Origin of the sequence: Desulfolutivibrio sulfodismutans DSM 3696 (assembly GCF_013376455.1) — a bacterium.
In the GTDB taxonomy this organism is placed as follows: domain Bacteria; phylum Desulfobacterota; class Desulfovibrionia; order Desulfovibrionales; family Desulfovibrionaceae; genus Desulfolutivibrio; species Desulfolutivibrio sulfodismutans.
On the sequence record NZ_CP045504.1, the window covers coordinates 1,306,773 to 1,328,660 of the forward strand.

A 21,888-nucleotide genomic window follows, 5' to 3' on the forward strand; every position below is an offset into this window, starting at 1 on the left:
CGGCTCTCCCTTTATCCGGCCAGCCCGGCCGCCTTCGTCCGAAACGCGGCATGCTCCGCCTCCGGAACCAGCCGCCCGCCCGTGGCCCAGGCCACCAGCACGCCCGAGGCCGCCTTACGGTCGCGCACAAACCGCCAGCCGTCCGGGTCGCCGCACACGACCTCCATCCCGGCCAGTCCCGCCGCCGCCGAAGGTTCCACCTCGATGCCGTGCGCCGCGTACAACGCCGCCAGATGGCGCAATAGACCGGCGTCGGCCACCGTCACACAGGCGTCCAGCAAGGGTTCCATGAGCCGCCCCACGAAGCGCGACGGTCTCCCCACGGCCAACCCGTCGGCCTCGGTGGCAAGCGTCAGGCCAAGCTCGGCCACACTGGCCGCCTCGTGGCGGCCGCTGGCCAGACCATAGAGAAAACATGGAGCCTGAACGGGCTCGACAAAAGAGATCACGGCCGCGTCGCCCCACAAAAGCCTCGCCCCAAGCGCAATTCCGCCGGGCGCGCCGCCCACCCCGCAGGGCAGATACAGGCTCACCGGGCGCTCGGGAGACGGCGACAGTCCCGCCGCCGTAAGCTGCGCCGCCAGTTCCCCGGCGGCCACGGCATAGCCGTAGAAAAGATCCAAAGAGTTCTCGTCGTCGATGAAATGCAGGTCGTCGCGGCCCTGCGCCTCGGCCCGGGCCACGGCACAGGCCGCCGAATAGTCGCTGGCGTGCTCCACCACCCGCGCCCCCACGTCCCGCAGCCGCTTCTTTTTCCATTCCCGGGCCTCCCGGGACATATGCACGTCCACGCCAAGCCCCAGAGCCCGGCCCATGACGCCGATGGACAGGCCCAGGTTGCCCGTGCTGCCCACGCTCAACCGATGCCCGGCGAAAAACGTCCTGGCCTTCGCCTCGGCCAGCCGCCGGTAGTCGTCCTGCGGCGACGAAACAAGCCCCTGGGCCAGGGCCAGCCGCTCGGCCACGCACAGGACCGCATGCACGCCGCCCCGGGCCTTGACCGATCCGGCCACGGGCAGGTCATGGTCGCCCTTGAGAAAAAGGCGCTCCGGCGAAAAGGCCGCATTCCCCTCCGGGTCGCGCCACACGTCCGCCAGGCCGGGGATGGGGAGGAGCTGGGAGGCGATGACACCGCCAACGGCGCGAAGTTCAGGAAAAAGATCGGCCAGAAGGGGCGCAAAGCGCGTAAACCGCTCCCGGGCCGCCGCCACGCCCGGGGCATGGACCGCAAGGACTTCCCCGCAGGCGGCCACAGGCCGCCGGGCGGGATTCTCCCAGAAAAAGGGGCGGGCCTGGCGCAGCCGTTTCTCCATGTCGCGTTCCATATCCTTTTCTCCCAACCGACCGGCATTGCGGTGAATCCGGACCAAGCTCCCCCTCTACCCCCTCCCCCCGCGCCCGGTCAAACCCTGCCCGCGCCTTTACCCCCGGCCAAACAGGCAGTATACTCACCTACCATGAAATTCCACGTCATCACCTTCGGCTGCCAGATGAACGTCGGCGACTCCGACTGGCTCAGCCGCTCCCTCGTGGCCCAGGGCCTTACCCCTGCCCCGGAAAACGAGGCCGACATCTTTGTCGTCAATACCTGCAGCGTCCGGGAAAAACCCGAACTCAAAGTCTACAGCATCCTCGGCCGACTGGCCGAATACGCCCTCGAAAAGCCCGATCTGTTCATCGCCGTGGGCGGCTGCGTGGCCCAGCAGATCGGCACAAAGCTCTGGCAACGCTTCCCCCTGGTGCGTCTGGTCTTCGGCGCCGACGGCCTGGCCGCCGCGCCCCAGGCCATCCTGCGCCTGATCACGGAACCGGGCCTGCGCATCTCGCTTCTCGACTTCACCGACACCTACCCCGAACGCCAGGCGGCCTGGCCCGAAGAAACCGTCCCGGCCCAGGCCTTCGTCACCATCATGCAGGGCTGCGACAACTTCTGCGCCTACTGTATCGTGCCCTTCGTCCGGGGGCGGCAGAAATCCCGCCAAAGCGCCGACGTTGTGGCCGAATGCCGCGAACTGGCCGCCCGGGGGGCGCGCGAGATCACCCTGCTCGGGCAAAACGTCAACAGCTACGGCCTGGACGCCTCGGGCGACGGCGTCTCCTTCGCCACACTCCTGCACCGGGTGGCCGCCGTGGAGGGCATCGCCCGCCTGCGTTTCACCACCTCCCACCCCAAGGATCTGTCCCCCGAGGTCATCGCAGCCTTCGCCGAACTGCCCGCCCTGTGTCCCAGCCTGCATCTGCCGCTGCAGTCCGGCTCCGATGCGGTGCTTCGGCGCATGGGCCGTAAATACGACGCCGCCCGATACCTCCGGCTGGTCGAAGACCTGAAAAAAGCCCGCCCGGACATCAGCCTGTCCACGGATATCATCGTGGGATTCCCGGGCGAAACCGAGGAAGATTTTCAGCAGACCATGGACATGGTCCGCACGGTGGGGTTTGAAAGCGGCTTTTCCTTCATGTACAATGATCGTCCGGGGGTGGCGGCAACCCGCTTTGCACCCAAAATCCCCGTGGAGATCAAGGCCGAGCGCCTGGCCCGGCTCCAGGTTCTCCTGGACGACCTCCACACGGCGGCCCTGGCCGCCCGCGTGGGCACGCGCACCGAGGTGTTGGTGGAAGGCGCAAGCCGCAAGCCCAAACCCGGCCGCCCCTCCTGGCGCGGACGTGAACCGGGCAACCGCGTGGTCGATTTCGAATATGCAGGCCCGGGCGATCCTACCGGCACATTCGTCACGGTGGACATCCTTGAAGCCAAAAAGCACTCCCTCCGGGGAAAGGCGGTATGAGGCCATGATTACAATGAAAGTTTTCGGCCTGGCCCTGGACGAAGACTCCCAGGTTCCCGTGCTCATCCTCAAGGACCGCGAGGAAAAAACCGTTCTGCCCATCTGGATCGGAGCCATGGAGGCCATGGCCATCTCCCTGGCCTTAAACGAGGTCAAACTGCCTAGGCCCATGACCCATGACCTGCTCCTCAACACCATCCATGACCTGGGCGGCAGCGTGGCCTCGGTCTCGATCACCTCGCTGAGCGAAGGCACCTACTACGCCGAAATCGAAGTGGACGTCCGCGACGAACGCAAACGCATCGACAGCCGCCCCTCCGACGCCATCGCCCTGGCCCTGCGCGCCGACGTGCCCATCATGGTGGCCCCCGGCGTCTTCGAACAGATGGCCGCCGAAGGGAAAAGCACCGGCTCGGTGGTGGCCTTCGGGGCCGAAGATGCGGACAAATGGACGGAGATCCTCGAAAAATTCACCAACGACGAAACCAAATACAAAATGTAGCCGGACACCATGATCGACCTGCATACCCACACCACGTTCAGCGACGGCTGCCTCATCCCCGCCGAACTGGCCCGACGCGCCGCCAAGGCCGGATACCGCGCCGTGGCCATCACCGACCACGCCGATCACTCCAACATCCGGCTCATCCTGGACAACCTGCTGCGCTTCGTGCGCGAGGCCGGACCCTACCTGGGCATCGACGTTCTGGCCGGCGTGGAGATCACCCATGTGCCACCGCCGCTTATCCCGGGCCTCATCCACACCGCCCGGCAACTCGGCGCGCAAATCGTCGTGGTCCACGGCGAAACCATCGTCGAACCCGTCCTCAAAGGAACCAACCTGGCGGCCATCGAAGGCCGCGCCGACATCCTGGCCCACCCCGGCATCCTCACCCCCCAGGAAGCCGCCCTGGCCACCCAAAACAACGTGGCCCTGGAGATCACCACCCGCAAAGGCCACAGCCTCACCAACGGCCTCGTCGCCGCCCTGGCCAAGGCCCACAACGCCAAACTGGTCATCAACAACGACGCCCACGAACCCGGCGACTTCGTGTCCCTGGAGCTGCGCAAAAAAATCGCCATGGGGGCCGGGCTTACCCCCGACGACTATTCCCAAACCGACAACAACGCCCAACGGATACTCGCCAACGCCCCCCGGGCGTAGCACGCAGGCGGGGAGGAGGCGTCGCCTCCTCCCCGAACCCCTCCACCACCAGGGGGCAGCGCCCCCTGGACCCGGCATCAGCTTCGCGTCTCGCGCCGGGAAACCGATGTTTCCGCCTGTGATTTGCCCCGGGCCGTACGGCCCGGGGCAAATCACAGGCATGAAAATGTTTTCCGGGCACACATGGCGAAAGCCATGCCGCCTTTCTCACAACAGAAAAAATTGATACTTTTGGGATGAAACAAAAAAACCGGCTATGTATTCTTTCTATAACAGACATAAACCGTTGATTTTTTGGCGACTGACAGAAAGAAGGCTCAGCCTTCATTCTACAACCAACAAAAACCGTTGAAAGTTTTTTGGGTATCACAAGGAAAGAAGGCTGTGCCTTCTTCCTCACATCGAACACTATTGAAAGTTTTTGGGGAGGGGAGGGTTCGGGAGGGGAACCCCTTTTTTCAAAAAGGGGTTCCCCTCCCGACTCCCCATCTCTCCCCCCAAAAGGAGCGCGTATGAAACTCTGGGTAGGTCTTTTAGCGATCTTGTTGTTATCGGGCTGCGGCTACAACGAGATGCAGAAAAACGACGAGTCCGTAGGCGCGGCCTGGGGCAACGTGCAGTCGGCGTTGCAGCGCCGCATGGATCTGATTCCGAATCTGGTGGAGACGGTAAAGGGCTACGCCACCCATGAGAAGGACACCTTGCAGGCCGTGGTGGACGCCCGGGCCAAGGCCACGCAGATGAAACTGTCCGTGGACGCGTTGTCCGACGCCCATGCGGTGGACAGTTTCGTCAAGGCCCAGTCGGAGATGTCGTCGGCGCTGGCGCGGCTTTTGGCCGTGGTGGAAAACTATCCGGACCTGAAAGCGAACCAGAACTTTCTGGACTTGCAGCATCAGCTGGAGGGCACGGAGAACCGCATCAACGTGGCCCGGGAACGGTTCAACGAGGCCGTGCAGGCGTATAACACGTCGATTCGGACCTTTCCCAATTCGTTGACGAATTCCCTGCTGCTGCATCTGGCGCCGAAGGAATACTTCAAGGCTGAGGAAGCGGCGGCCACGCCCCCCAAGGTGAAGTTCAACTAAGCGCCGGAGGCTGACATGAAAGGCACGCTACGTATGCCGCGTCTCGCCGCCCTGCTTGTGGTGATGGGCATGGTGCTGGCGGCCGGTTCGGCCTGGTCGCTGGATGTGCCGCCGCTTCGGGGCCGGGTCAACGACATGGCCGGGATATTGTCCCCGGACACGGTTACGCGTCTGGAGAGCGCCCTGGCGGCTTTCGAGGCCTCGGACTCGACCCAGGTGGTGGTCCTGACCGTGCCGTCCCTTGAGGGGGACACCATTGAGGGCTTCTCCATAAAGACGGCCCAGAAATGGGGCATCGGCCAGAAGGGCAAGGACAACGGGGCGCTTTTGGTGGTCTCCAAGGGCGACCGCGAGGTGCGCATTGAGGTCGGGCGGGGGTTGGAAGGGAGCCTGACGGACGCCCTGAGCGGCCGGATCATCGACCATGTGATCGTTCCGGAGTTCAAGAAGGGCGATTTCAATGCGGGTGTGGAACAAGGCGTGGAAAAGATCATGGCGGCGGTGCGCGGGGAATACACGGGCGACGGTTCCGCTGGCGGCTCTTCCGAGCTTGATGATGAAACGTCGTCTTTGATATTCGGGGCCGTGATCTGCCTGGTGCTCATGTCCATCCTGCGGTTTCTGCCTGCCCTGATCCGGGCCGGACTGGGCGGCGTGGGGATGGGGATTTTAGCGTTTGTGGTCGCCTCCGGAATCACCATGACCATCGTGATGGCCTTGGTGGGCGTGGTTTTGGGCATTCTCGCGCCGTATATCTTCCGTGGCGGCGGCACGGGCGGCGGCGGAGGATTTTCCGGCGGCGGCGGTGGCGGAGGATTTTCCGGCGGCGGCGGCTCGTTCAGCGGCGGCGGCTCGTCGGGCAAATGGTGATCTGCGCGCCTGCCACGCGCCCTGGCCCCCGGACGTTGACGCGCCTGGGGGCTTTTGCGTGCTGCGGGTCAAGACGGCTTTCGCGGCCCCGGCGCGCCGACACGTTCTGGTCTTGTCTCTGGGGGGAATCCGCACCACGCCGTCCAGGGACGGATCGGCACAAGCATGGCCACAGGCCTGGCAAGGCCGCCTGTCGGCCGCAACATCGGGACACAGCCGTGGGCGGCATGGCAGGATTTTATCATGACTTATTGGCATGTTATGGCAACACCATGGCAAAGAAAGGATCAGACGCTTGACATGGCCCGCCCTGGGGTCTAATAACGCCCCTTCGTCGGGATGTAGCGCAGTCTGGGAGCGCACCTGAATGGGGTTCAGGGGGTCGGAGGTTCAAATCCTCTCATCCCGACCAGAGATTTCAAGGGGTTAAGCTGAAGAAGCTTAACCCCTTTTCTCGTTGAATAACCGGCTGGATAATTTTTTATCCTGAAATTTTAATTGGATAGCCATATGAAGCGATCCTATTTCCCATAAATGTACCGCGCCACCTAGTTTTGTGTACAACGACGTTTAGTTTTGACCATCCTCCGGCTTCGGGTAGGGGAGCACGGGCAGCCGCAGTCGCTTGCGCCAACCAGGCTTGAGGAAGAACACATACCGGAACTGGCGGAAGGTGAGCCGGAGCGCCCGGTCGAGGCCCTCGCGGATAACCTTGCTCCTCCCTCCGCTCGTCCGGTGGGCCGTCACCAGCAAGTCATGGTAATAGTCACAATCCAGAAAGAGAAATTGCGACTTGTGGCTGCCGACGTAGAGGAAATTGGCCGCCTGGTAGACGACGCCCCAGCGGCCGCACCGTTCATCCGCAAAGCTCTGCACCCACCCGATCCACGGCATGACCTGCCGGATGTACCGGAACGAATAGGCGATGGCCATGCTCTCGGAGTTGCGGGGGCAGACGTCCGCCAGCCACATGCGGTTCAACTCCAGATATTCCGTGGTCCCCGTTCCCTCCACCACCTTCCCGGCCCGGGCAGGCTGTAGCGCATAGCCGAACGACAGCACCCCGGCCAGATTCCGGCGGAAGTAAACGCCGAGGTGGACATAGGAATTATTGACTACCCGGTGAGAGTAGTGGTGGCGCGTGACCAGCTCACGCGCCATAGCCGCTGGAATCGCCGCTACATAGAAATCGCGGCCGCCAAAACCAGCCACCGCCCATGCCCCCTTGATAAACCCCTTGTCCGTAGACGTGGGCGGATCGTAAACCCCCGGGTCTGGGGGATGGTGCGGCGGCCGCTTGGCGCGCCTTAACGCTCTGTCTCGGTTGTCAATGATCTCGGCCATGGATGTTCCTCTTTCGAGGCTCCATGGCCTTCTGTGCCGGGGCTCGCGGCCCTCACGTGATTCACGGTCCCGCACCGGGGACACTTGATTGAGAGGCGGATCGCCTCCCCCTTACCCAGCAACCTCCCGCATTCTCCGCATCTGATCTCCTGCACGTCCAACGCCTTTACAGGTTGCGCCTGCGCCTGCTACGCCCTGGTCACCCTTGGTCCCCCAGGGGAGGGAGCAGCCAGCGCAAGCTGGTGGTCCGGTGTTCCTGCACCGGGCCAGTGGGACGGCTCCACCCGTCCCGCCTGCTCCACTATAAATGCTCGGCCAACTCTGGCCAGACGACGCCAGCCAGCACCACGGCCACATCCAGGGGCGTGGCCGCCTCATCGATAGCCAGCTTGGCTCCGCGACGGGCGGCCTTGACGGCCGCGCCGTAGGCCAGCCACGTGGCCCGCTGGTAGACCACCAGATCCACGACCTGGCGCAGTGTCAGGGCCACGTCCACCCGGGCCAGGGCCGTCTGCTCGGCCACCAAAAACGGATAGGCTGCCGGGGTCAGCGGGTCCGGCGCGGTATCGGCCCGGGCCGCGTCATGCGCCGTATGTTGATATTCCAGGGTCTGCCCGTCGCCCGGCGTCAACACCATGAGCCGCCGCCGCTCGGCCTCGGCGTCGATGGCTGCGCAGGCCACCGCCTTGGCCGTCTCCAGATTTTCGGATGCGCCACCGGCCGGGACGGGGGCATTTTCCGGCCGCGAGACGATTGCGGTCCCGGCTGGAAACACCGCTGCCTGAACGGCCAGGGCCAGGGCGTCATCCAGGCAGCACAGGGCCACGGTCACCCCCCCGTCATCTGTCTCGATCAGATCCATCAGGTTGTGCCGATGGCTGGAGTATGCCAGATCTCCATCCACGGTCAGCCCCAGGGGGGCGAGGTCTGTCGCCAGGGCTTGGCGCGTGGGGGCGTGCAGAAACATATCGATCATAGGGCCTCCTTACAACGTGATGGCGCGGAGTTGCGCGGCGGTCAGGGCTCTGGGAAAATATGTAAAATGGCGTAGAGCTCCACACATCGGCTGCACCCCGCCGAGTGTATGCCCCACGCGTAATGTCGAGAGCGGCGACGGCATTGCTCCGGATGTATCCGAAACGGCTTGGCCGCCATTTACAACGAGTTGATAGTTATTATTTCGGAAGGAGAATGCCGCCCTATACACAGTGTTTACAGCAACAGTTAATGATGCCTCTGTATAGACCACGGCTGTCCCGCCGGAGTTGACCGCCATTGTAATTTTATTGCTTGCCGAAACAAACAACGACAAAACGTTTGTATTGCCATTGTTATCCAGATAAAAAATCCGTTGCGGAACAGACACCCCAGCAACACGAAACTCACAATAAATCGTCCCCTCTGCCGCGTTGAAATCGATGTCGGACAGCGCCACGGTCGCCACGTCCGCCGCCCGGGCCACGGCCGATCCCTCGCCCAGGATCGGCGAGGTGGCGAATGGCCCGGCCTCCACCTGGAGGTGTTGCACCGTCCCGGAGGGGGCCAGCGTCAACGTCCCGGCCGTGGGCGTGAATGTCAGACTGCGCCGAACATTGTAGCCTATTCCTTCAATGGGAGGTATTGCGCCAGAATAAGCACCTGACAAAGTTAACGATCCACCGCCATAATACGATACGGTGTACGCCACGGCCGAGACCGAGACGTTTTCCGGGGCCGTGGGCGCGGCGGCGATGGTGTTTAAGCGCGTGGCCGCGCCTTCGATGCGCAGGCCGAGCAGATTGCCCGATGCGTCGTAATCGAAGCGCGGCACGCCCACGGCCGCTTCGCGCAGGCTTCCGGCCGCACCCAGACGCCAGGCCGACGAGGCCCGGGAGAACGCCACCGTGCCCGGAAGGGCCAGATCCGGCGCGAAAATCTGGAAAGCGGGAGGGACGACGCCCACAAACTGGCCCACGTCATCGCGCAGACGGCGGGCCACCCCCCCTACGGAAACCGGCGCGGCCGTGAAATGCCCGCCCGACAGGTCGACCTGGGCCGCCACAAGGGGCACAACAAATACGGCCCAAACGGCGTACGTCCCAGCCCCGACCGTGTCGGCCACATCGACCGTCAGGCTGCCGGTTACCGTATTGTACGCCGTGACCCGGCCGAGCATCCCCGCCTGTCCCGCCTCGGTCCACAGCACCACGTATTGCCCCGCAACGAGCCCCTTGCCTGTGCTAATCGTCAATGTCCTGGCCCCCGTCCCCACCATAAGCGAGGTGGCGGACGCGGCCGTGATACCGGAGCCCCCGGCGGCCAGGGCACCTTGCACGTGGGCCGAGACGGCCCCGGTCAGGGCGTTGACGTCGCGCACGACACCGGGAAGATCGCCCCAATACGCGACGGCGCGCGTGCGAAAACGTGTCATGTCCTCCGGGGAGGGCGGAATCTGTGGCGACCTGACAGCAGGGAACATATGTTACGCCTCCACGGTGACGGCCCACATGTCCGCCTCGTCCAGGGGGACGGCGAACAGGGCCAGATGGTTGATAGTTCCGCACAATTCGTGTCCGGATAGATCACGGCCAACGCGCAGGGTGGTCAGGCTGGCGGGAGCGGCCCCCGACGTGTCCACGGCCGCTGTCGCGGCATTGAGCACGGCCCGGAAATCGTTCGCCCGCCACGAAAACGCCACCCGGAAATCGGCCCCGTCCGACACCACGCCCAGGGACAGGTCGGCCTGGACCACCCCGGCCGCGACCACCGTGCAGGTCAAGCGGCGATCCGGCTGCCGGGCCACCACAATGCGATTGTTCACGGTGCCGTCATCCAGGCAGACGGCCGTTTGCGCTGCATCGCCCACGCCCGGCGCGGCGCGCCCGGACACGAACAGCGCCCCCTGCGCAGGGACAAAATCGAGCCCGGCCAGACCGGCCGTGGCCACGTCCGCCATGCGCAGTCCCGACACCCACTGCATTGCGGTCAACCGGATCAGGGAGAGAGATCCGGCCACAGTAAACGTGATGGTCTGCTGGTCTGCCAGGGTAAACGAGACGGGATTATCTTCTGTCGCCACCATGCCAAAGGCCACCTCCCCCACTCTCACGGCGAACGACAGCCCGCCAGCCCCGGAAACAGACACGGCATAGGTGCCAGCCGGAAGCGTCAGGGCTTGCGTGGCAGGCGAATCCGGATTCGTAAAAAGATTGGCGGCAGTCGGCAGCACCGGCGAGGTGGCGACCCGCCCGGCCTCGCACTGGATCGCATCCGGTGTCCGGACAGGCACCAGTCGATAGAGAGCCGTCTGGGTCACCGTCAGGATCACAGGGGCTCCGGGCGTGGCCCGGCCGTGATGCACCGCAGGGAGCATATCATCATACACGTCAACACCGCAGGCTTCAGGGCCGGACACGGAGACGGCAAACGGACCCGGCTCCAGTTGTACCTCCTTGACCGTCGGGGCCTGGGGATCGGTCACGAGATTTTGTGCGCTCCCCTCGATCAACAGTCCCAGCAGATCCCCCGTCGCATCGTAATGCCAACGAGGGATGGTGTTGGCCACTGTCGCCAGATACCCGGCCGCCGTGCGCCGCGTGCCGGTCGAGGCCCTGGTAAACGTGACCCCGCCCGGCAGGGTGCGACCCGGCGACCACAGGGACCACACGGGCCGGACGCCGGAGAACCGGCCGGTGGCCTCCCGGACGATGGCGTCGGCGCGGGCGGCCGTAATGGGGAGCAGCATCGCCAGCGGCCCGGACACGGCTTCTATATGCGGCACGGGGAAAACCACCCACGACCCGTCGCCGGACTGGCCGCGCACGGCGGTCACCGCGACGGTCATCTCGGCCACGACCCCTTTGCGGGACACGGCCGCATATCCGGTGACCTCGCCCCACAGGGCGGCCTGGGTGGCCTCGCACCACAAGCAAACGTGCTGCCCCGGGGCAAACACCCCGTAGGCCCGCATCAGCTTGATCGTCCGCGTGCCCAGGGCCAGGGACAGCCCTCCGGACACGACGCCCATGGTTTCCAGCCCGGCCCCGTAGGCCGCCGTGGCTTGGCCGACGACATCCTCGCCCCAGGTTTGCAACTCGTCGCGCAGGGTGGGCATGGCCCCCAGCCAAGCCAGCACCTCATCAAAATAGGTGTCCGAGCCAATGACCGGAACGGGCGGAAGGGCGGAAACAGATTGGATCGCATCCATCATACCACCCCCTCGATTGACAGCTTATATTCGGCATCCCAGGCCACGGAGATTGTCAGACTGGAGTAGTATCCCAGGACAAAATAGGTCAGCAGTGATCCCTCCAGAGTGTCCTGGTCATCGGTCAGGTTGTCGACCATCCAGACGCACGCCCGGCCTCGCAGGGTGGTCAATATCCGCCGCACCTTGTCCACCGCGCCGGTCGGGAGAACCAAACTGAAATCCAACAGATCGGCATACAGCCCCTGGGCAATTCGTGTGCGCCCCTTCTCGTCCGTGGTCTTTTCGGAAAAGTCCAAAATCCCAGGGTTGACGGGCAGCAGCGTCTGGCCCAACACACGTTCCATGCCATAGCGCACATCGCCCAGGCGCGCGCCCCCCCCGGGCAGGTTGATCCGGATTCGCAGCGTCCCGGCCGCTGTAAACGGATATTGCCAGTAAACGCGGTCGCCAAGTTCCGGCTCGGTGAAACACACGTCGTACCAGTCCAGGCAGTCATCCACCATTAGGTCGATGGATCGTTCGGCCACCACCGCCCCGGCGGCGTCCAGCAATGTAAAATCCACACTCGTGCCGCGCACCCCGAACAGGGCCACGGAGGTGGTCAGCGCGCTCTCCAGATCCTTCTCAATATACCCCAGCCCCTCCAGATCCTCGGAAAACGTGTTGACGTATTCGTCATTCCAGCGGCCTCGGTTTGTTGCGCCCACAGCCACCCAATGCCCCGGGCTGTCGGGCGGGTAGTGACCCACATTGCCCGCCGTCAGGGATTGATAGATGCGGTCAGTCGCGGCCACCATGCATTGCTGATCCGCAATATACGTCCGGGCCGGGTCATATTCCTCGGGCTCGCTGGCGTGCCTGGCCGGAAGCGACGTGGCCTTGATGCGGGCCGGGGTGATTTCGCGGGGCACGATCACCTTCATGCCGGGCTGACCGTCCTTTCCGCATATCTGGCGCGGCGGGCCTCATCGGCCGAGGTGGCGGTGTTGCGCGCCACCTCGCGGGTAAGTCCCGTCATGTTCGTGAGGTGGCGCTCAAAAGAGGCGTTGAGCCGCTCCAGGACCGCCCAGAACTGATCCAGCGGCACCACGGCCTCCTGCTGCCGCCCCCCCTTGCCCTCGCCGATCAGGGCGTAGGTGGGCCGGGTGGTAATGCCGCCCTCGGCCAGTCCCGGCACCTGCGGTTCGTAGCCGATCCAGTATTCGAGTTCGGACACCAGGGCCGCGATCTTGGCGTTGATGCGGTCCACTTCCTGGAGGTGCATCATGGCCGCCATGGGCACCCCCATTGCTATGGCCTGTATGGCCATCTGCTGATACGTGCTGGCCTGGGACCGCAGATCCGCGATGGTGGCGGAAAGTGTCTCGATCTGGGTCTGTTTGAGCAGATAGTCGGAAATGCCAGCGAAATAGGCCTCCATCTGCTCCTGGGCCTCCAATTGCTGTTCCTGGAGCGCGTACAGCCTGTCCGCCTCGGCCCGGCGCTCTTCGATGTTGCGCTCCAGCCATTCCAGGTATTCGGCCTGTCCGGCTTCGATGGCCTCGACCACGGACGCCCACTGATCCTGCCCCAGGGTCTCCGAGGCCAGGGCGTCCAGGGCGCGCAAGGTCAGGGCGGAAGCGTCGTACTGCTGGCCCGTGGCCTCGCCCAGCACCTGCATGGCGTCGTAGGCCGACAGGAGCAGTTTGGCTTGGTCGGCGGTCAGGCTCTGCACGTCCAGGGTGCCGCCCAGCAGTTCCGCCAGCCCCGTGGTGCGCATCAGATCGTCAACGGTCGACGCGGCCAGGGCGCGCACGTCGCCCGACGTGGCCCGGCCCTCGGCGGCCAGACCGGACAGGTCGGTAAACGCCTGCATCCGGGACAGCATCTCCGTGGCGGCGGCCAGAAAATCCGCGTCCGGAACGTCTCCCGACGTCTCGTCGTAGAGCCGGTCGAGCAATCCGGATTGCGCCGAGGCCATGCCGCCCTCCAACCCCTGGTAGGTATCCTGGCGTTCGCTGTACGCGGCCGCGCTGCCCAAACGGGCGATGATGGACGCCCGAAGCGAATCGTAATCGTAGGTCGACCGGCCGGACTCCCACAGATCCGAGGCAGCCCCGGCCAGTTGCCCGGCGGCCTCGGTGTCGCCGCGCATGGTGCGCCGGTACAGATCGGCAAATTCCCGGGACGCCCGGGCCGCCGTCACGGCCGGGTCCGCATCCAGCCCCAGCATATCGTCCAGGGTGTCGCGCAGACTCTTCGAGGCGGCCCCGAAGGCCGATGATGCGGCCAGGGCCGACGCGGCCAGGGATTGGGCGGCGCTGGTTTGATAGGCCACGGCGTCCTTGAGGTCTTCGATGTATTCGCCCAGGCTGTCGGCCTCGTCCTCAATCCCCAGCAACCGGTCCCGTTCCCGCTCCAGCTCGTACGCCTGGGTTTCGGCCAGGGCGGCCTGTTGGGCGTACGTCGCGCCGTTTTTGCGGGCGTCCGCCAGCTCCTGTTCCTGGGCGATGGCGCGTCGGGTCATCTCGGCCGCAGAATCCTGACCGTCCGCCGTCTGGCGGCGGGCCAGCAGATCCTGGTCCCAGGCCCGCTCGGCCAGATCGATGTCCGCCAGGGCGTCCTGGAAATCCTGTAGATTGGACACGATGCCCGAGAGGTCCGCCCACCACTCGAACGCGCTCGGCGGCATGGGCTGTTCCATCGCGGCCCGGTACGCCGACCAGAACGCGCCCGGGTTGTCCATGACACTATCCACGTCGAAATCCGGAAAATGTTCCGAGGCCCCGGACAGCTTGTCCCGGAACTCGCTGCGGTAGTAGTTTACGGACGCCTCGGTGCGGTCCCGGTCCTCGTAGGCCCGTTCGGCGAAGGTGGAAATGACCTGGTTGAAATTGTCCTCGCCGCCCACGACGTCAACAAGCTGCTCGGAATACGACGCCAGAGCCAAATTTTGCAATTGTTGGCGGTATTGCTCCAAATACCGCACCACCTCGGCCCCGGCCTCGCCCGCCGCCAGAAACCGTTCCGTCAGTTCCTCAGTGGATTCGGCCTGGTCCTCCTGGGCCTGGCGCAGGATGGCCGACCCGGCGTTGTAGCCCGTGGCCAGGCTGGCCAGGGACAGCAACGTGGCGTCCGTGACCCCGCCCATGCGCGCGAAATCGATCCCCAGCGGCTTGACCTGGTTGGCCACGGTCCCGAAGGCCTCGCCCAGACGGATCAACGTATCGTGCAGGCCCTCCAGGCCCTCGGCAAAAAGCTGGGCCGCCGGTGACAACTCGCCCAGCACCTGCCCGGCGGCCGTGCTGTACATCAGGCGTTCGACCAACCCGGCCAATTCCTCGGCCACCGGCGGAAAGAAGAAACTGAAATCCCGGTCCCAGTTGCGGTCGAAATCAATTTCCAATGTCTTGGCGGCCGCGTTGATGTCCTTGACGGTCTCAGCAAACTGCTGCCGCTCGGCTTCCATCTCCATGGGGTCCAGCGCGGTCATTTTGTAGGAGCCGTCGGACATCTGGGTATAGCCGATGCCGCCCATGGCCCCGCCGGAATACATCACGGCCTGGCCGGACCAGACCTCTTGCGGCGGTTGTTCCTTCTTCTCTTCGCCAAAAAGCGACCCCAGAAGCCCCAGCCCAGCGCCGATGATGGTGCCCACGATAGGCAGCACCAGGGAGCCCATACCGGCCCCGGCCGCCGCTCCCGCGCCCGCTCCGGCCCACGGCGCGCCAGCCACGCCCGCGCCCATCATCCCCTCCAGGAGCGACGACCCCAGACCAAAACCGCCGGTCGTGACGCCGGTCGTGACCGCAGACGCGCCGCCCTGGAACAGGGTGGAGACGCCGCCCTTGAGCAGGTCGCCCACCAGACCCGTAGCCAGGGAGGCGATGCCGCCGCCCCCGCCCGAGACGCCGCCGGGGGAGAGCCCGGACAGGCCCTGGGACAGGGCGCTGGCGTCGTCAAAAATCAGGCCCATGATATTGCGCTTGAGCCATTCGGCCATGATGTCTTCGAAAAGCGAAATGAACATGTCCCCCAGGCGGCCCACCACGGCGCCGACCGGCCCCAACATCTCCACCAGCTTGTTGACCCCTTGCCGGGCCATGTCGCCGAACCCCTGGGCGACGCCGCTGGACAGGTCGTCCGTCAGCCGCAGCATGCGCTGGGTGGTGTCGCGCCAGTCGTCCTGCGCCCGGCCGAAAGATGTCTTGTACGAGCCGGATTCCAGGGCGAACGCGGAGGACATGGCCTCGCCGAGGGACGTGGGGTTGTCGCGGGCGGCCTCCAGGCGACGCCGGTTGAAATCGTCCACTTCCTTGGCCGCATACATTTTATAGGCGACCTCATCGTCCGTCTTGGACTTGACCATTTTCAGGCGCTGTTCGAGCAGGGCCTTTTCAGCCTCCCAATACGCCGATGATCCGTCGCCCATTTTGGCGTAGGCGTCGCGCTGCGCCTCAAGGCGCTTCGCCTGATAGCCCCGTTCCAGTCCCTCCAGCAGGGAAAGACGTCTGTTTTCGTCTTCAACGTTCTGGTTGATGAGCTGTTTGTTTCGCTCATACCAGGCCTCGGCCTCGGAGAGGCCCGCTTGATACGCGAGGTCTGGATCACCCGTGGCGTCGGCAATTTCAGACATGAGGCCGGAAAGTTTTTGTAGTGATTCCACCATGGCCTGGGCCTGGACGGCTTGTTTTTCCAGTCCCCGGCCCCGGCCGATACGTTCCATGGCTTCAGCGGCCTGTTCCGCCGAAAGCTTTCCAGCAACAAGGCCAGACTCAACCCGTCTGGCGAAGTCGTTCCACTTTTTGTCAACCTGGGACAATTTGGTTTGCAGCGTATCGCCCGACAAGGCGGCCTCGGCTGATGCGATCTGGTCATCAAGTGAGGCAAGGAAATTCGTCGCCTCCTGGGCTGCCCGGGCGGCGGCCCCTCCGGAACGGGAAGCGGCCTTGGCGATATCGTCAAAAGCCTTGGCAACCCCGGCGTCGGCCAGATCCTTCATGGCCTGCGCCCGGCTCAACAACTCCGCATCCCCTTCCTTCTGGGCGAAGGCCATGGCCTTTTCAGCCTGAATCCGTTCCTCCTGCCACTTTTGGGTGGCGGCCTGACGCTTCTGTTCGGCGGATAAGGCGGCGGCATTGCCGGATTCGATGCCTTTGAGGTTGGCAAGGTGCTTGGCGAGTTCCTGGTTCCGGCCCTTTTCGATCACGACATCAAGGGCGGCCACCCGGTCGCGATCCGCACGGAACAGATCGACAGCGGATGTATTCGTTTGCGCCGGGGCGGGGTTATAGGCCGCCGTCAAAGCCGGGAAGGGGGTTGGCTTATACCGAGCGGTGAGGCCAACGATCTTTTTTTCGAATCCTTCGACCACGGCCCTGTTCTGTGCCGCCGACGCTTCCAGTCCGGCCACGGTGTCGGCGTCAATGAGTTTGCTTCCGATGCTCGTCTTGCCGATGGCGGCGATGGCGTCTTGCACGTCGGCCAGGGGGCCGAGCAGCCCGGCGACGATGGCCGTCGAAACGCCCCAGAAGGCCACTTCGACGTAGCCGACAAGCTCATTGATGACCGTGACAGCGGCCTTCACCAAATCCAGGGCCAGCCCGGCCCGCCCCGTGGCCATCTCCATCTGCGCGAAAGACTGGACGGCGCTCCCCAGGGAACCCAGGATATCCAGGAACTGCGACCCGATGGATTTAAGGGTTTCATACATCCCGGCCAGACGCTCTCTGTTCTCGCCGATCCACCTGTCCAACTCACGGATTTTTTCGACCAGGGCCTGTGCGCCGGACACCACCAGGCCGCCGATGTCGTCGCCGACACCCCGGATGGCCGCCGCGATGTTCTGGATGTCCTGCCCGAGCCCGAGATTCTTGGTGTCGATGAGCAACCCGAGGATCTCCGACGTGGCCTTTTTCGCGTCCTCGAACAACCCTTCGGTGGCATGTCCGGCGAGCACGTCAAACGCCTCGGCCAAGTTCGAGGTCAGGCCTTCCCAGGTCTGTGCCGTGGCGTCGCCAGCGGTGCGAAATGCCTCCAGCTTTTCATTCAACTTTTCAACGTAGACCCCCTGGCGCTGCCATTCCAACACCAGTTCCTTGGTGATTCCCAAAAAACCGGCCAGCCGGTCCTGCCCCAGCTTGATATCCCCATCGAAAAGGGACCGCGCCTCCGCGCTCAATTGTTCCAACGGGATGCCCAGCGCCCCGAAGGCCTGGACAATGCCCACCAGCGTCTGCTTGGTCTGGTCGAGATTAAGACCCGCCTGACCGGCAGGCCCCAGAACCATCTGAAACCCTTCCACCAGATCCTTGGTGGTCGCCGTCGTCTGCAACCCCATAATCTGGATGTCTTTCATCAGATCGCGGCTCACAGACTGCGCCGCATTCAGCTTGTCGACGCCCTGCAATCGCCGTCCCTCTGCGGTGATCAATTCATTGGTGGCGGACAGGATCGACGCGATGCCCAGCTTTGATGTTTCCATGGTCCGGTTGAAATCAAACCCCCTGGACACGACCGTCGACATCGCGTCCATAGCGGCCCGCAAAGAGAGGAAGGCCCCGACTGCCCCCATCACAGCCGGGCCGAGCCGGGTGACCGCGCCCCCAAGCGCAGAGATGTTGGTCATGGCGACCTTGGCCCCGCCAGCCCCGGATTGCGCTGCCGGGCCAAGGTCTTGCAGCTTCTTTCCCGTTTCGTTGACGGCGGCCGTGGTCTTTTTGGCCTCGGACGTTGTGGACCCCAGGGCCGTCTTGGCACCTGACGCGCCGGTCTGGGCCTTGGGGCCGAGGCCGTTGAGGCCTCGGCCCAGGGCTTCGACAGCGGTCTGGGCCTGCCGCCCATCCGCCTCGATAACGATCCTGACCCTGTTTTCCGCCACGTCCGTGCCTTATCCTTTTATATGATCAAAACAGCCTGGGCCGTTTGGCGTCGAAGTAGAGTTCCAGTTCGCCCAAATCGGCCCAGGTTTCCAATTCCAGGTCATCCGCCGCAAATGGGTAGCCCCCCATCCGCAGCGTCCGCAGGTGCAGCAACCGGCTCACCCACGGCGACGGCTTCGCCCCCCGCCGGGGGCAGCGTTTGCACGCTGCCGCCAGCCACGGCCCGTTGGCCGCTAGACACTCGGGGCGTTTTCCGTCGCATCCGGAGAGGTGCCGGTCGACGGCGTCGGCAAAGGGCCGTCCAGCTCCTCCACAAACTCCAGGCCGCCGTCATCCAGGTCACGGGCCACGGTGGCCGCGCTCATCACGCGCTGGCAGACAAGCGCCAGGGCGTCCGGGCAGGCCTCCTCCATCAGCTCCCGCCATTCCGGGTAGTAGCCTTCGGCCTCCGGATCGGAGCTGACGGGCTTTCCCTCCACCGTGAACGCCCCGTCCGGAAACCCGGTCACGAACGCCTTCCCGTACCGGACCTGGAGGGGATAGGGGTTTTGCACCATGAGCACCTTTTTGCCTTCCCGGCGCATGGTGGCGTTGGAATAGGCCAGCCGCTCCTTGGGCTTGGCCGGGCGGTAGTAGAGGTCGATATCCTCGCCCGTGGCCGCGAAATGCACGGTCAGGACGTGGCGGGTGGGTTTCAGTTCAAAAGCCATGTGTCATGCTCCTTTAGAAGAAGGTGATGCGCCATTCATCGTCGCCGTCGCGGTCGATGCTGGCCACGAACGGCTGCTGGTAGGTGGCCAGGCCGTTGCGTTCGCCATATTTGAGATCCTCGTTGGCCGCCTGGGGCACCTCCAGCCGGATGCGGTTGCCGGGCACATTGCCGATGGTGGCCGCGATGCGGGCCGGGGTGGCGTCTTTCCAGGCCACCCAGGGATTGTATGCGGCCAGAGCGTCCACCTCGGGATCCAGGCTGCCCGTGGACCGGCGACCCGAGATGTACTGCGCCAGCAGGCCGTCCGCGCCGTTGGCGCTGACGCGCTCGGCGATGGTGTTGCCGATGTCCAGGGACAGAGCGGAGATGATGGGCTCATACGCGCCGATCACCACCCCGGCATTGACGAACACCGGCCCGGACAGATCGGTCAGGTCCGGGTTGGGCAGCACGGCTGCCGCCGGATCGGCCCACAGGCCGGTCAGGGTCCATTTGATGGTGGGAATCTTGCCCACCTGGCAGTCGATGACCGCCGTGCCCCGCGCGCCGACGATCTGATGCAGGATGCTGTCCTTGTGGTACTTGACGCAGGCGCTTTTCTGAACCTCCACGCGGGCGGTGACGGGCCGGTACTCCAGGCCCGGCGCGACGCCGCCAGCCGCCACGGTGGCCGTGGCCCCCTGCAAGCCGCCGGTGACGATCTCCGCCTCCGCAAACGTCCCTTCCACCCCGGACAGCACCAGCGTCCGGGCGTCGATGTGGTGCAGAGTGCCCGTGGCCGTGCCGCTGGTAATGGCCTCGCCGATTGCAAACTTGCCCCCGTCGTCGTCGGTCAGCGTGAGCCGGACCACGGCCGTGGCTTGCATCCCGCAGGCCAGCAGGAACGGGGCATAGTCCGGCGGCAGCACCTCGCCGCCCACGCCCAGGCCGCCGCCGCGCAGTTCGGTGGTGACCGTGAGCTGTTGCCGCTTCGCGCCCATTTTCGACGCGGCCGGGGAAAATGTACTCCGCACGGTATCCCGTTCGATTTTGTCGCCGGTCGGGGAGATCTCCGATCCGGAGTTGCACAGGATGCCCTTGAATTGGTCGGCGGCCGGGGCCACGCCGTAAGTGGCCTCGGTTGCGGCCAACAGGGCCATAACACGGGTTAGCAGGGCCATCGTAACCTCCTAGCCAGCCACCAGATAGGGCTGGTCGATTTCGATTTGCAGAGAATAGACGCTCATGCCGCCGCCCTGGAGTTCGCTGGCCACGCCCGTCACCGCGACCGGGAACATCCCCGGCAGCAACGTCTTGCCCTCCAGGAGCGCCGACGCGGCCCGAAGCAGCGGATAGCTGCCCGGGCTGCCGGTGCCGCCGCGCCGGGCCTTGGCCTGGTCCCCGGCGTGCTTGGCGCACACCAGCACCACGAATCCCATGGTTTCGATGCGCCGCTGGCCCAGGTCGGCGCGCGGGCCGCCGACATAAAACGTGAGTAGGGCGGGCCACTGCTGCACGGCCGCCGCCAGGCGTTCCGGGTCCAGGTCGCCGTTGTACGGCTCCACCTGGCGCACGCCGTGGCTGGCCCGCAGGGGGGCCAGTGCGGCCAGGATAGTGTCCTCCACGGCCGTGATCTCGTAGGGCGTGCTCACGGGGCGACCTCCAGATACGTGCGCAGGATGCCCAGCACCGCCGCGATCCACGGATCGGGCAGCGTGCCCGAGGCCGTGAACAGGTACGGCCGGGCCGGGATGGTGACCGCCCCGGCCCGGAAGGTCACATCCTGCTCGAAGTTAGCTTTGGACTGTTTGGCGAACCGGGATTTCCCCGTCTCCATGTTCACCTTGAAACGCAACACGCCCCGGCGCTCGGGCCGCGACACCTGGCCGCCGAATTGGTGGATAGCCGCGTAAGGCTTGTTGCTGCCGATCTCCAGGCGGCCGTCGCCCGCCTGATAGGTGATGGACCTAAACAACTCGCCGCTCACCCGCAGCATGGGACCGGGCCAGTGCCCGGCCCGCCTACGGCTGCGGATAGTGGCCGGGGCCAGCTTTTTCCAGGCCCGGCCGTCCGGGCTCTGTTCCCGCTGGTATCCCTCTTGAATCTGGGACAGCAGGGCCGTGCCCATGGCGTCCATGATGTCCCGGGTACCACCAGCCTGCCGCCCCAGCTTGTGCAGCAGTTCCTGGACCTGGGCGTCCTCGACGCGGACAGTAAACCCGTCCATGCCTAAAACCCCCTCATGGAGTCGCCGGTAAACGTGCGTCCGGCCCCGTCCAGGAGCACGGTGCCGCCGCCGTCGGCCACGGGGGCGGCCACGCCCGCCGCCTGGAGCACCACCACGCCCCGGGCCAAGTCCTTGAGCTGGGCGACGGCGGCCTTGTAGTCCTCGGCCACCTTCTCGGGCGCGGCGTCGCGGTAGAGCAGATACAGGGCGATGTCGCCCTGCCAGCGGACCACCATGTCCGGGGCGGCCGCAAACGGCACCTGATAGCCCCCGGCCCGGGCGTAGCCGTGGATGACGTTGGCCGCGTCGGCCAGGGCCAGGTCCAGCACGGCGTCCACGACCCCCCCCGTGGGAGGGTCATGGATGTCCGTGAGCTGAATGAGCCGGTCCTGGCCGTAGCGGTCGACCATCCCCTGCCGCGTGGCGTACATTTACTGGCCTTCCCCGGCCGGGGTTTCGGCCTTGCCGGGCTTGGCCTTTTTCCCGGATTCGGGCTCGGGGTCCGGCACGTCCAGTTCCTGGACCACGAGCATGGGCTCGGATTTCAGGGCCTCCACCTCTTCCGGGGTGAAGGCGTCAACGGGATGATCCACGGCGTGGTCCGGGTGGGCAAGCCCGGCCCGGCGGAAGCCGGACTTCTTGGCGATGATGCGCAGGATCTTCATGGG

At 65.0% G+C, this 21,888-nt stretch carries 19 protein-coding genes and 1 tRNA gene; 6 read left to right on the top strand and 14 right to left on the bottom strand.

Annotation, left to right across the window (positions count from 1 at the left end; translation table 11 throughout):
- Positions 1 to 11: 11 nt before the first annotated feature.
- Positions 12 to 1,325, bottom strand: coding sequence for a D-serine ammonia-lyase (dsdA, locus tag GD606_RS06210; protein ID WP_246298998.1), 1,314 nt, complete (start codon positions 1,323 to 1,325; stop codon positions 12 to 14).
- Between the two features lie 132 nt (positions 1,326 to 1,457).
- On the opposite strand from dsdA, the gene miaB reads away from it, so the two are divergent.
- The 6 genes from miaB (at position 1,458) to GD606_RS06240 (ending at position 6,321) form a co-directional block, all read left to right on the top strand.
- A complete protein-coding gene (miaB, locus tag GD606_RS06215; RefSeq protein ID WP_163304045.1) occupies positions 1,458 to 2,786 on the top strand; it encodes a tRNA (N6-isopentenyl adenosine(37)-C2)-methylthiotransferase MiaB in 1,329 nt (442 codons plus the stop codon).
- A 4-nt stretch (positions 2,787 to 2,790) separates the two neighbouring features.
- Entirely contained in the window at positions 2,791 to 3,288 is a 498-nt protein-coding gene (locus tag GD606_RS06220; protein ID WP_163304044.1) for a bifunctional nuclease family protein, read from the top strand.
- Between the two features lie 9 nt (positions 3,289 to 3,297).
- Positions 3,298 to 3,951, top strand: coding sequence for a histidinol phosphate phosphatase domain-containing protein (locus GD606_RS06225; protein ID WP_176629235.1), 654 nt, complete (start codon positions 3,298 to 3,300; stop codon positions 3,949 to 3,951).
- Between the two features lie 512 nt (positions 3,952 to 4,463).
- The gene (locus GD606_RS06230; protein ID WP_163304050.1) at positions 4,464 to 5,039 is read left to right on the top strand and encodes a LemA family protein; all 576 of its coding nucleotides are present in this window, start codon (positions 4,464 to 4,466) and stop codon (positions 5,037 to 5,039) included.
- A 33-nt stretch (positions 5,040 to 5,072) separates the two neighbouring features.
- Positions 5,073 to 5,909, top strand: coding sequence for a TPM domain-containing protein (locus GD606_RS06235; protein WP_246299000.1), 837 nt, complete (start codon positions 5,073 to 5,075; stop codon positions 5,907 to 5,909).
- 335 nt (positions 5,910 to 6,244) lie between these two features.
- Positions 6,245 to 6,321, top strand: a tRNA-Pro gene (locus GD606_RS06240).
- A gap of 158 nt (positions 6,322 to 6,479) precedes the next feature.
- Here the strand turns inward: GD606_RS06240 and GD606_RS06245 are convergent.
- From GD606_RS06245 to GD606_RS06305, 13 genes are all read right to left on the bottom strand, one after another.
- Positions 6,480 to 7,253 carry a Mom family adenine methylcarbamoylation protein gene (locus GD606_RS06245; protein ID WP_163302375.1) on the bottom strand — a complete coding sequence of 258 codons (774 nt, stop codon included), beginning with the start codon at positions 7,251 to 7,253 and terminating at the stop codon, positions 6,480 to 6,482.
- Positions 7,217 to 7,408, bottom strand: coding sequence for a Com family DNA-binding transcriptional regulator (locus tag GD606_RS06250; RefSeq protein WP_163302374.1), 192 nt, complete (start codon positions 7,406 to 7,408; stop codon positions 7,217 to 7,219). Before GD606_RS06250 ends, GD606_RS06245 begins: the two co-directional genes overlap by 37 nt.
- Before the next feature lie 146 nt (positions 7,409 to 7,554).
- Positions 7,555 to 8,229, bottom strand: a complete 675-nt coding sequence (locus GD606_RS06255) for a hypothetical protein (RefSeq protein WP_163302373.1) — start codon at positions 8,227 to 8,229, stop codon at positions 7,555 to 7,557.
- A 9-nt stretch (positions 8,230 to 8,238) separates the two neighbouring features.
- On the bottom strand, positions 8,239 to 9,663 hold the full coding sequence (locus GD606_RS06260) for a LamG-like jellyroll fold domain-containing protein (protein ID WP_176629237.1): 1,425 nt from the start codon (positions 9,661 to 9,663) through the stop codon (positions 8,239 to 8,241).
- Between the two features lie 51 nt (positions 9,664 to 9,714).
- Positions 9,715 to 11,442 carry a hypothetical protein gene (locus GD606_RS06265; protein WP_163302371.1) on the bottom strand — a complete coding sequence of 576 codons (1,728 nt, stop codon included), beginning with the start codon at positions 11,440 to 11,442 and terminating at the stop codon, positions 9,715 to 9,717.
- The gene (locus GD606_RS06270; RefSeq protein ID WP_163302370.1) at positions 11,439 to 12,365 is read right to left on the bottom strand and encodes a hypothetical protein; all 927 of its coding nucleotides are present in this window, start codon (positions 12,363 to 12,365) and stop codon (positions 11,439 to 11,441) included. The genes GD606_RS06265 and GD606_RS06270 overlap by 4 nt, the downstream gene beginning before the upstream one ends.
- Positions 12,362 to 18,301 carry a hypothetical protein gene (locus GD606_RS06275; protein ID WP_176629238.1) on the bottom strand — a complete coding sequence of 1,980 codons (5,940 nt, stop codon included), beginning with the start codon at positions 18,299 to 18,301 and terminating at the stop codon, positions 12,362 to 12,364. The genes GD606_RS06270 and GD606_RS06275 overlap by 4 nt, the downstream gene beginning before the upstream one ends.
- A 234-nt stretch (positions 18,302 to 18,535) precedes the next feature.
- Positions 18,536 to 19,012, bottom strand: a complete 477-nt coding sequence (locus tag GD606_RS06280) for a hypothetical protein (protein ID WP_163302439.1) — start codon at positions 19,010 to 19,012, stop codon at positions 18,536 to 18,538.
- Between the two features lie 13 nt (positions 19,013 to 19,025).
- The gene (locus GD606_RS06285) at positions 19,026 to 20,174 is read right to left on the bottom strand and encodes a phage tail tube protein (RefSeq protein ID WP_163302440.1); all 1,149 of its coding nucleotides are present in this window, start codon (positions 20,172 to 20,174) and stop codon (positions 19,026 to 19,028) included.
- 9 nt (positions 20,175 to 20,183) lie between these two features.
- Positions 20,184 to 20,645, bottom strand: a complete 462-nt coding sequence (locus tag GD606_RS06290; RefSeq protein ID WP_163302441.1) for a phage protein Gp37 — start codon at positions 20,643 to 20,645, stop codon at positions 20,184 to 20,186.
- Positions 20,642 to 21,220, bottom strand: a complete 579-nt coding sequence (locus GD606_RS06295; protein WP_163302442.1) for a phage virion morphogenesis protein — start codon at positions 21,218 to 21,220, stop codon at positions 20,642 to 20,644. Before GD606_RS06295 ends, GD606_RS06290 begins: the two co-directional genes overlap by 4 nt.
- Positions 21,221 to 21,222: 2 nt before the next feature.
- The gene (locus tag GD606_RS06300; protein WP_163302443.1) at positions 21,223 to 21,651 is read right to left on the bottom strand and encodes a gp436 family protein; all 429 of its coding nucleotides are present in this window, start codon (positions 21,649 to 21,651) and stop codon (positions 21,223 to 21,225) included.
- Positions 21,652 to 21,885: an HI1506-related protein gene (locus tag GD606_RS06305; protein WP_163302444.1), complete on the bottom strand. Its 234-nt coding sequence runs from the start codon at positions 21,883 to 21,885 to the stop codon at positions 21,652 to 21,654.
- Positions 21,886 to 21,888 lie beyond the last annotated feature (3 nt).

What these genes read in the sequence shown, in the direction of transcription:
- GD606_RS06230 (WP_163304050.1), top strand. Translation starts at nt 4,464, where the DNA reads ATGAAACTCTGGGTAGGTCTTTTAGCGATCTTGTTGTTATCGGGCTGC.
- GD606_RS06280 (WP_163302439.1), bottom strand. Translation starts at nt 19,012, where the DNA reads ATGGCTTTTGAACTGAAACCCACCCGCCACGTCCTGACCGTGCATTTC.
- GD606_RS06260 (WP_176629237.1), bottom strand. Translation starts at nt 9,663, where the DNA reads ATGACACGTTTTCGCACGCGCGCCGTCGCGTATTGGGGCGATCTTCCC.
- GD606_RS06265 (WP_163302371.1), bottom strand. Translation starts at nt 11,442, where the DNA reads ATGATGGATGCGATCCAATCTGTTTCCGCCCTTCCGCCCGTTCCGGTC.
- GD606_RS06305 (WP_163302444.1), bottom strand. Translation starts at nt 21,885, where the DNA reads ATGAAGATCCTGCGCATCATCGCCAAGAAGTCCGGCTTCCGCCGGGCC.
- GD606_RS06255 (WP_163302373.1), bottom strand. Translation starts at nt 8,229, where the DNA reads ATGATCGATATGTTTCTGCACGCCCCCACGCGCCAAGCCCTGGCGACA.
- GD606_RS06220 (WP_163304044.1), top strand. Translation starts at nt 2,791, where the DNA reads ATGATTACAATGAAAGTTTTCGGCCTGGCCCTGGACGAAGACTCCCAG.
- GD606_RS06285 (WP_163302440.1), bottom strand. Translation starts at nt 20,174, where the DNA reads ATGGCCCTGCTAACCCGTGTTATGGCCCTGTTGGCCGCAACCGAGGCC.
- GD606_RS06225 (WP_176629235.1), top strand. Translation starts at nt 3,298, where the DNA reads ATGATCGACCTGCATACCCACACCACGTTCAGCGACGGCTGCCTCATC.
- GD606_RS06235 (WP_246299000.1), top strand. Translation starts at nt 5,073, where the DNA reads ATGCCGCGTCTCGCCGCCCTGCTTGTGGTGATGGGCATGGTGCTGGCG.
- GD606_RS06270 (WP_163302370.1), bottom strand. Translation starts at nt 12,365, where the DNA reads ATGAAGGTGATCGTGCCCCGCGAAATCACCCCGGCCCGCATCAAGGCC.
- miaB (WP_163304045.1), top strand. Translation starts at nt 1,458, where the DNA reads ATGAAATTCCACGTCATCACCTTCGGCTGCCAGATGAACGTCGGCGAC.
- dsdA (WP_246298998.1), bottom strand. Translation starts at nt 1,325, where the DNA reads ATGGAACGCGACATGGAGAAACGGCTGCGCCAGGCCCGCCCCTTTTTC.
- GD606_RS06300 (WP_163302443.1), bottom strand. Translation starts at nt 21,651, where the DNA reads ATGTACGCCACGCGGCAGGGGATGGTCGACCGCTACGGCCAGGACCGG.
- GD606_RS06245 (WP_163302375.1), bottom strand. Translation starts at nt 7,253, where the DNA reads ATGGCCGAGATCATTGACAACCGAGACAGAGCGTTAAGGCGCGCCAAG.
- GD606_RS06295 (WP_163302442.1), bottom strand. Translation starts at nt 21,220, where the DNA reads ATGGACGGGTTTACTGTCCGCGTCGAGGACGCCCAGGTCCAGGAACTG.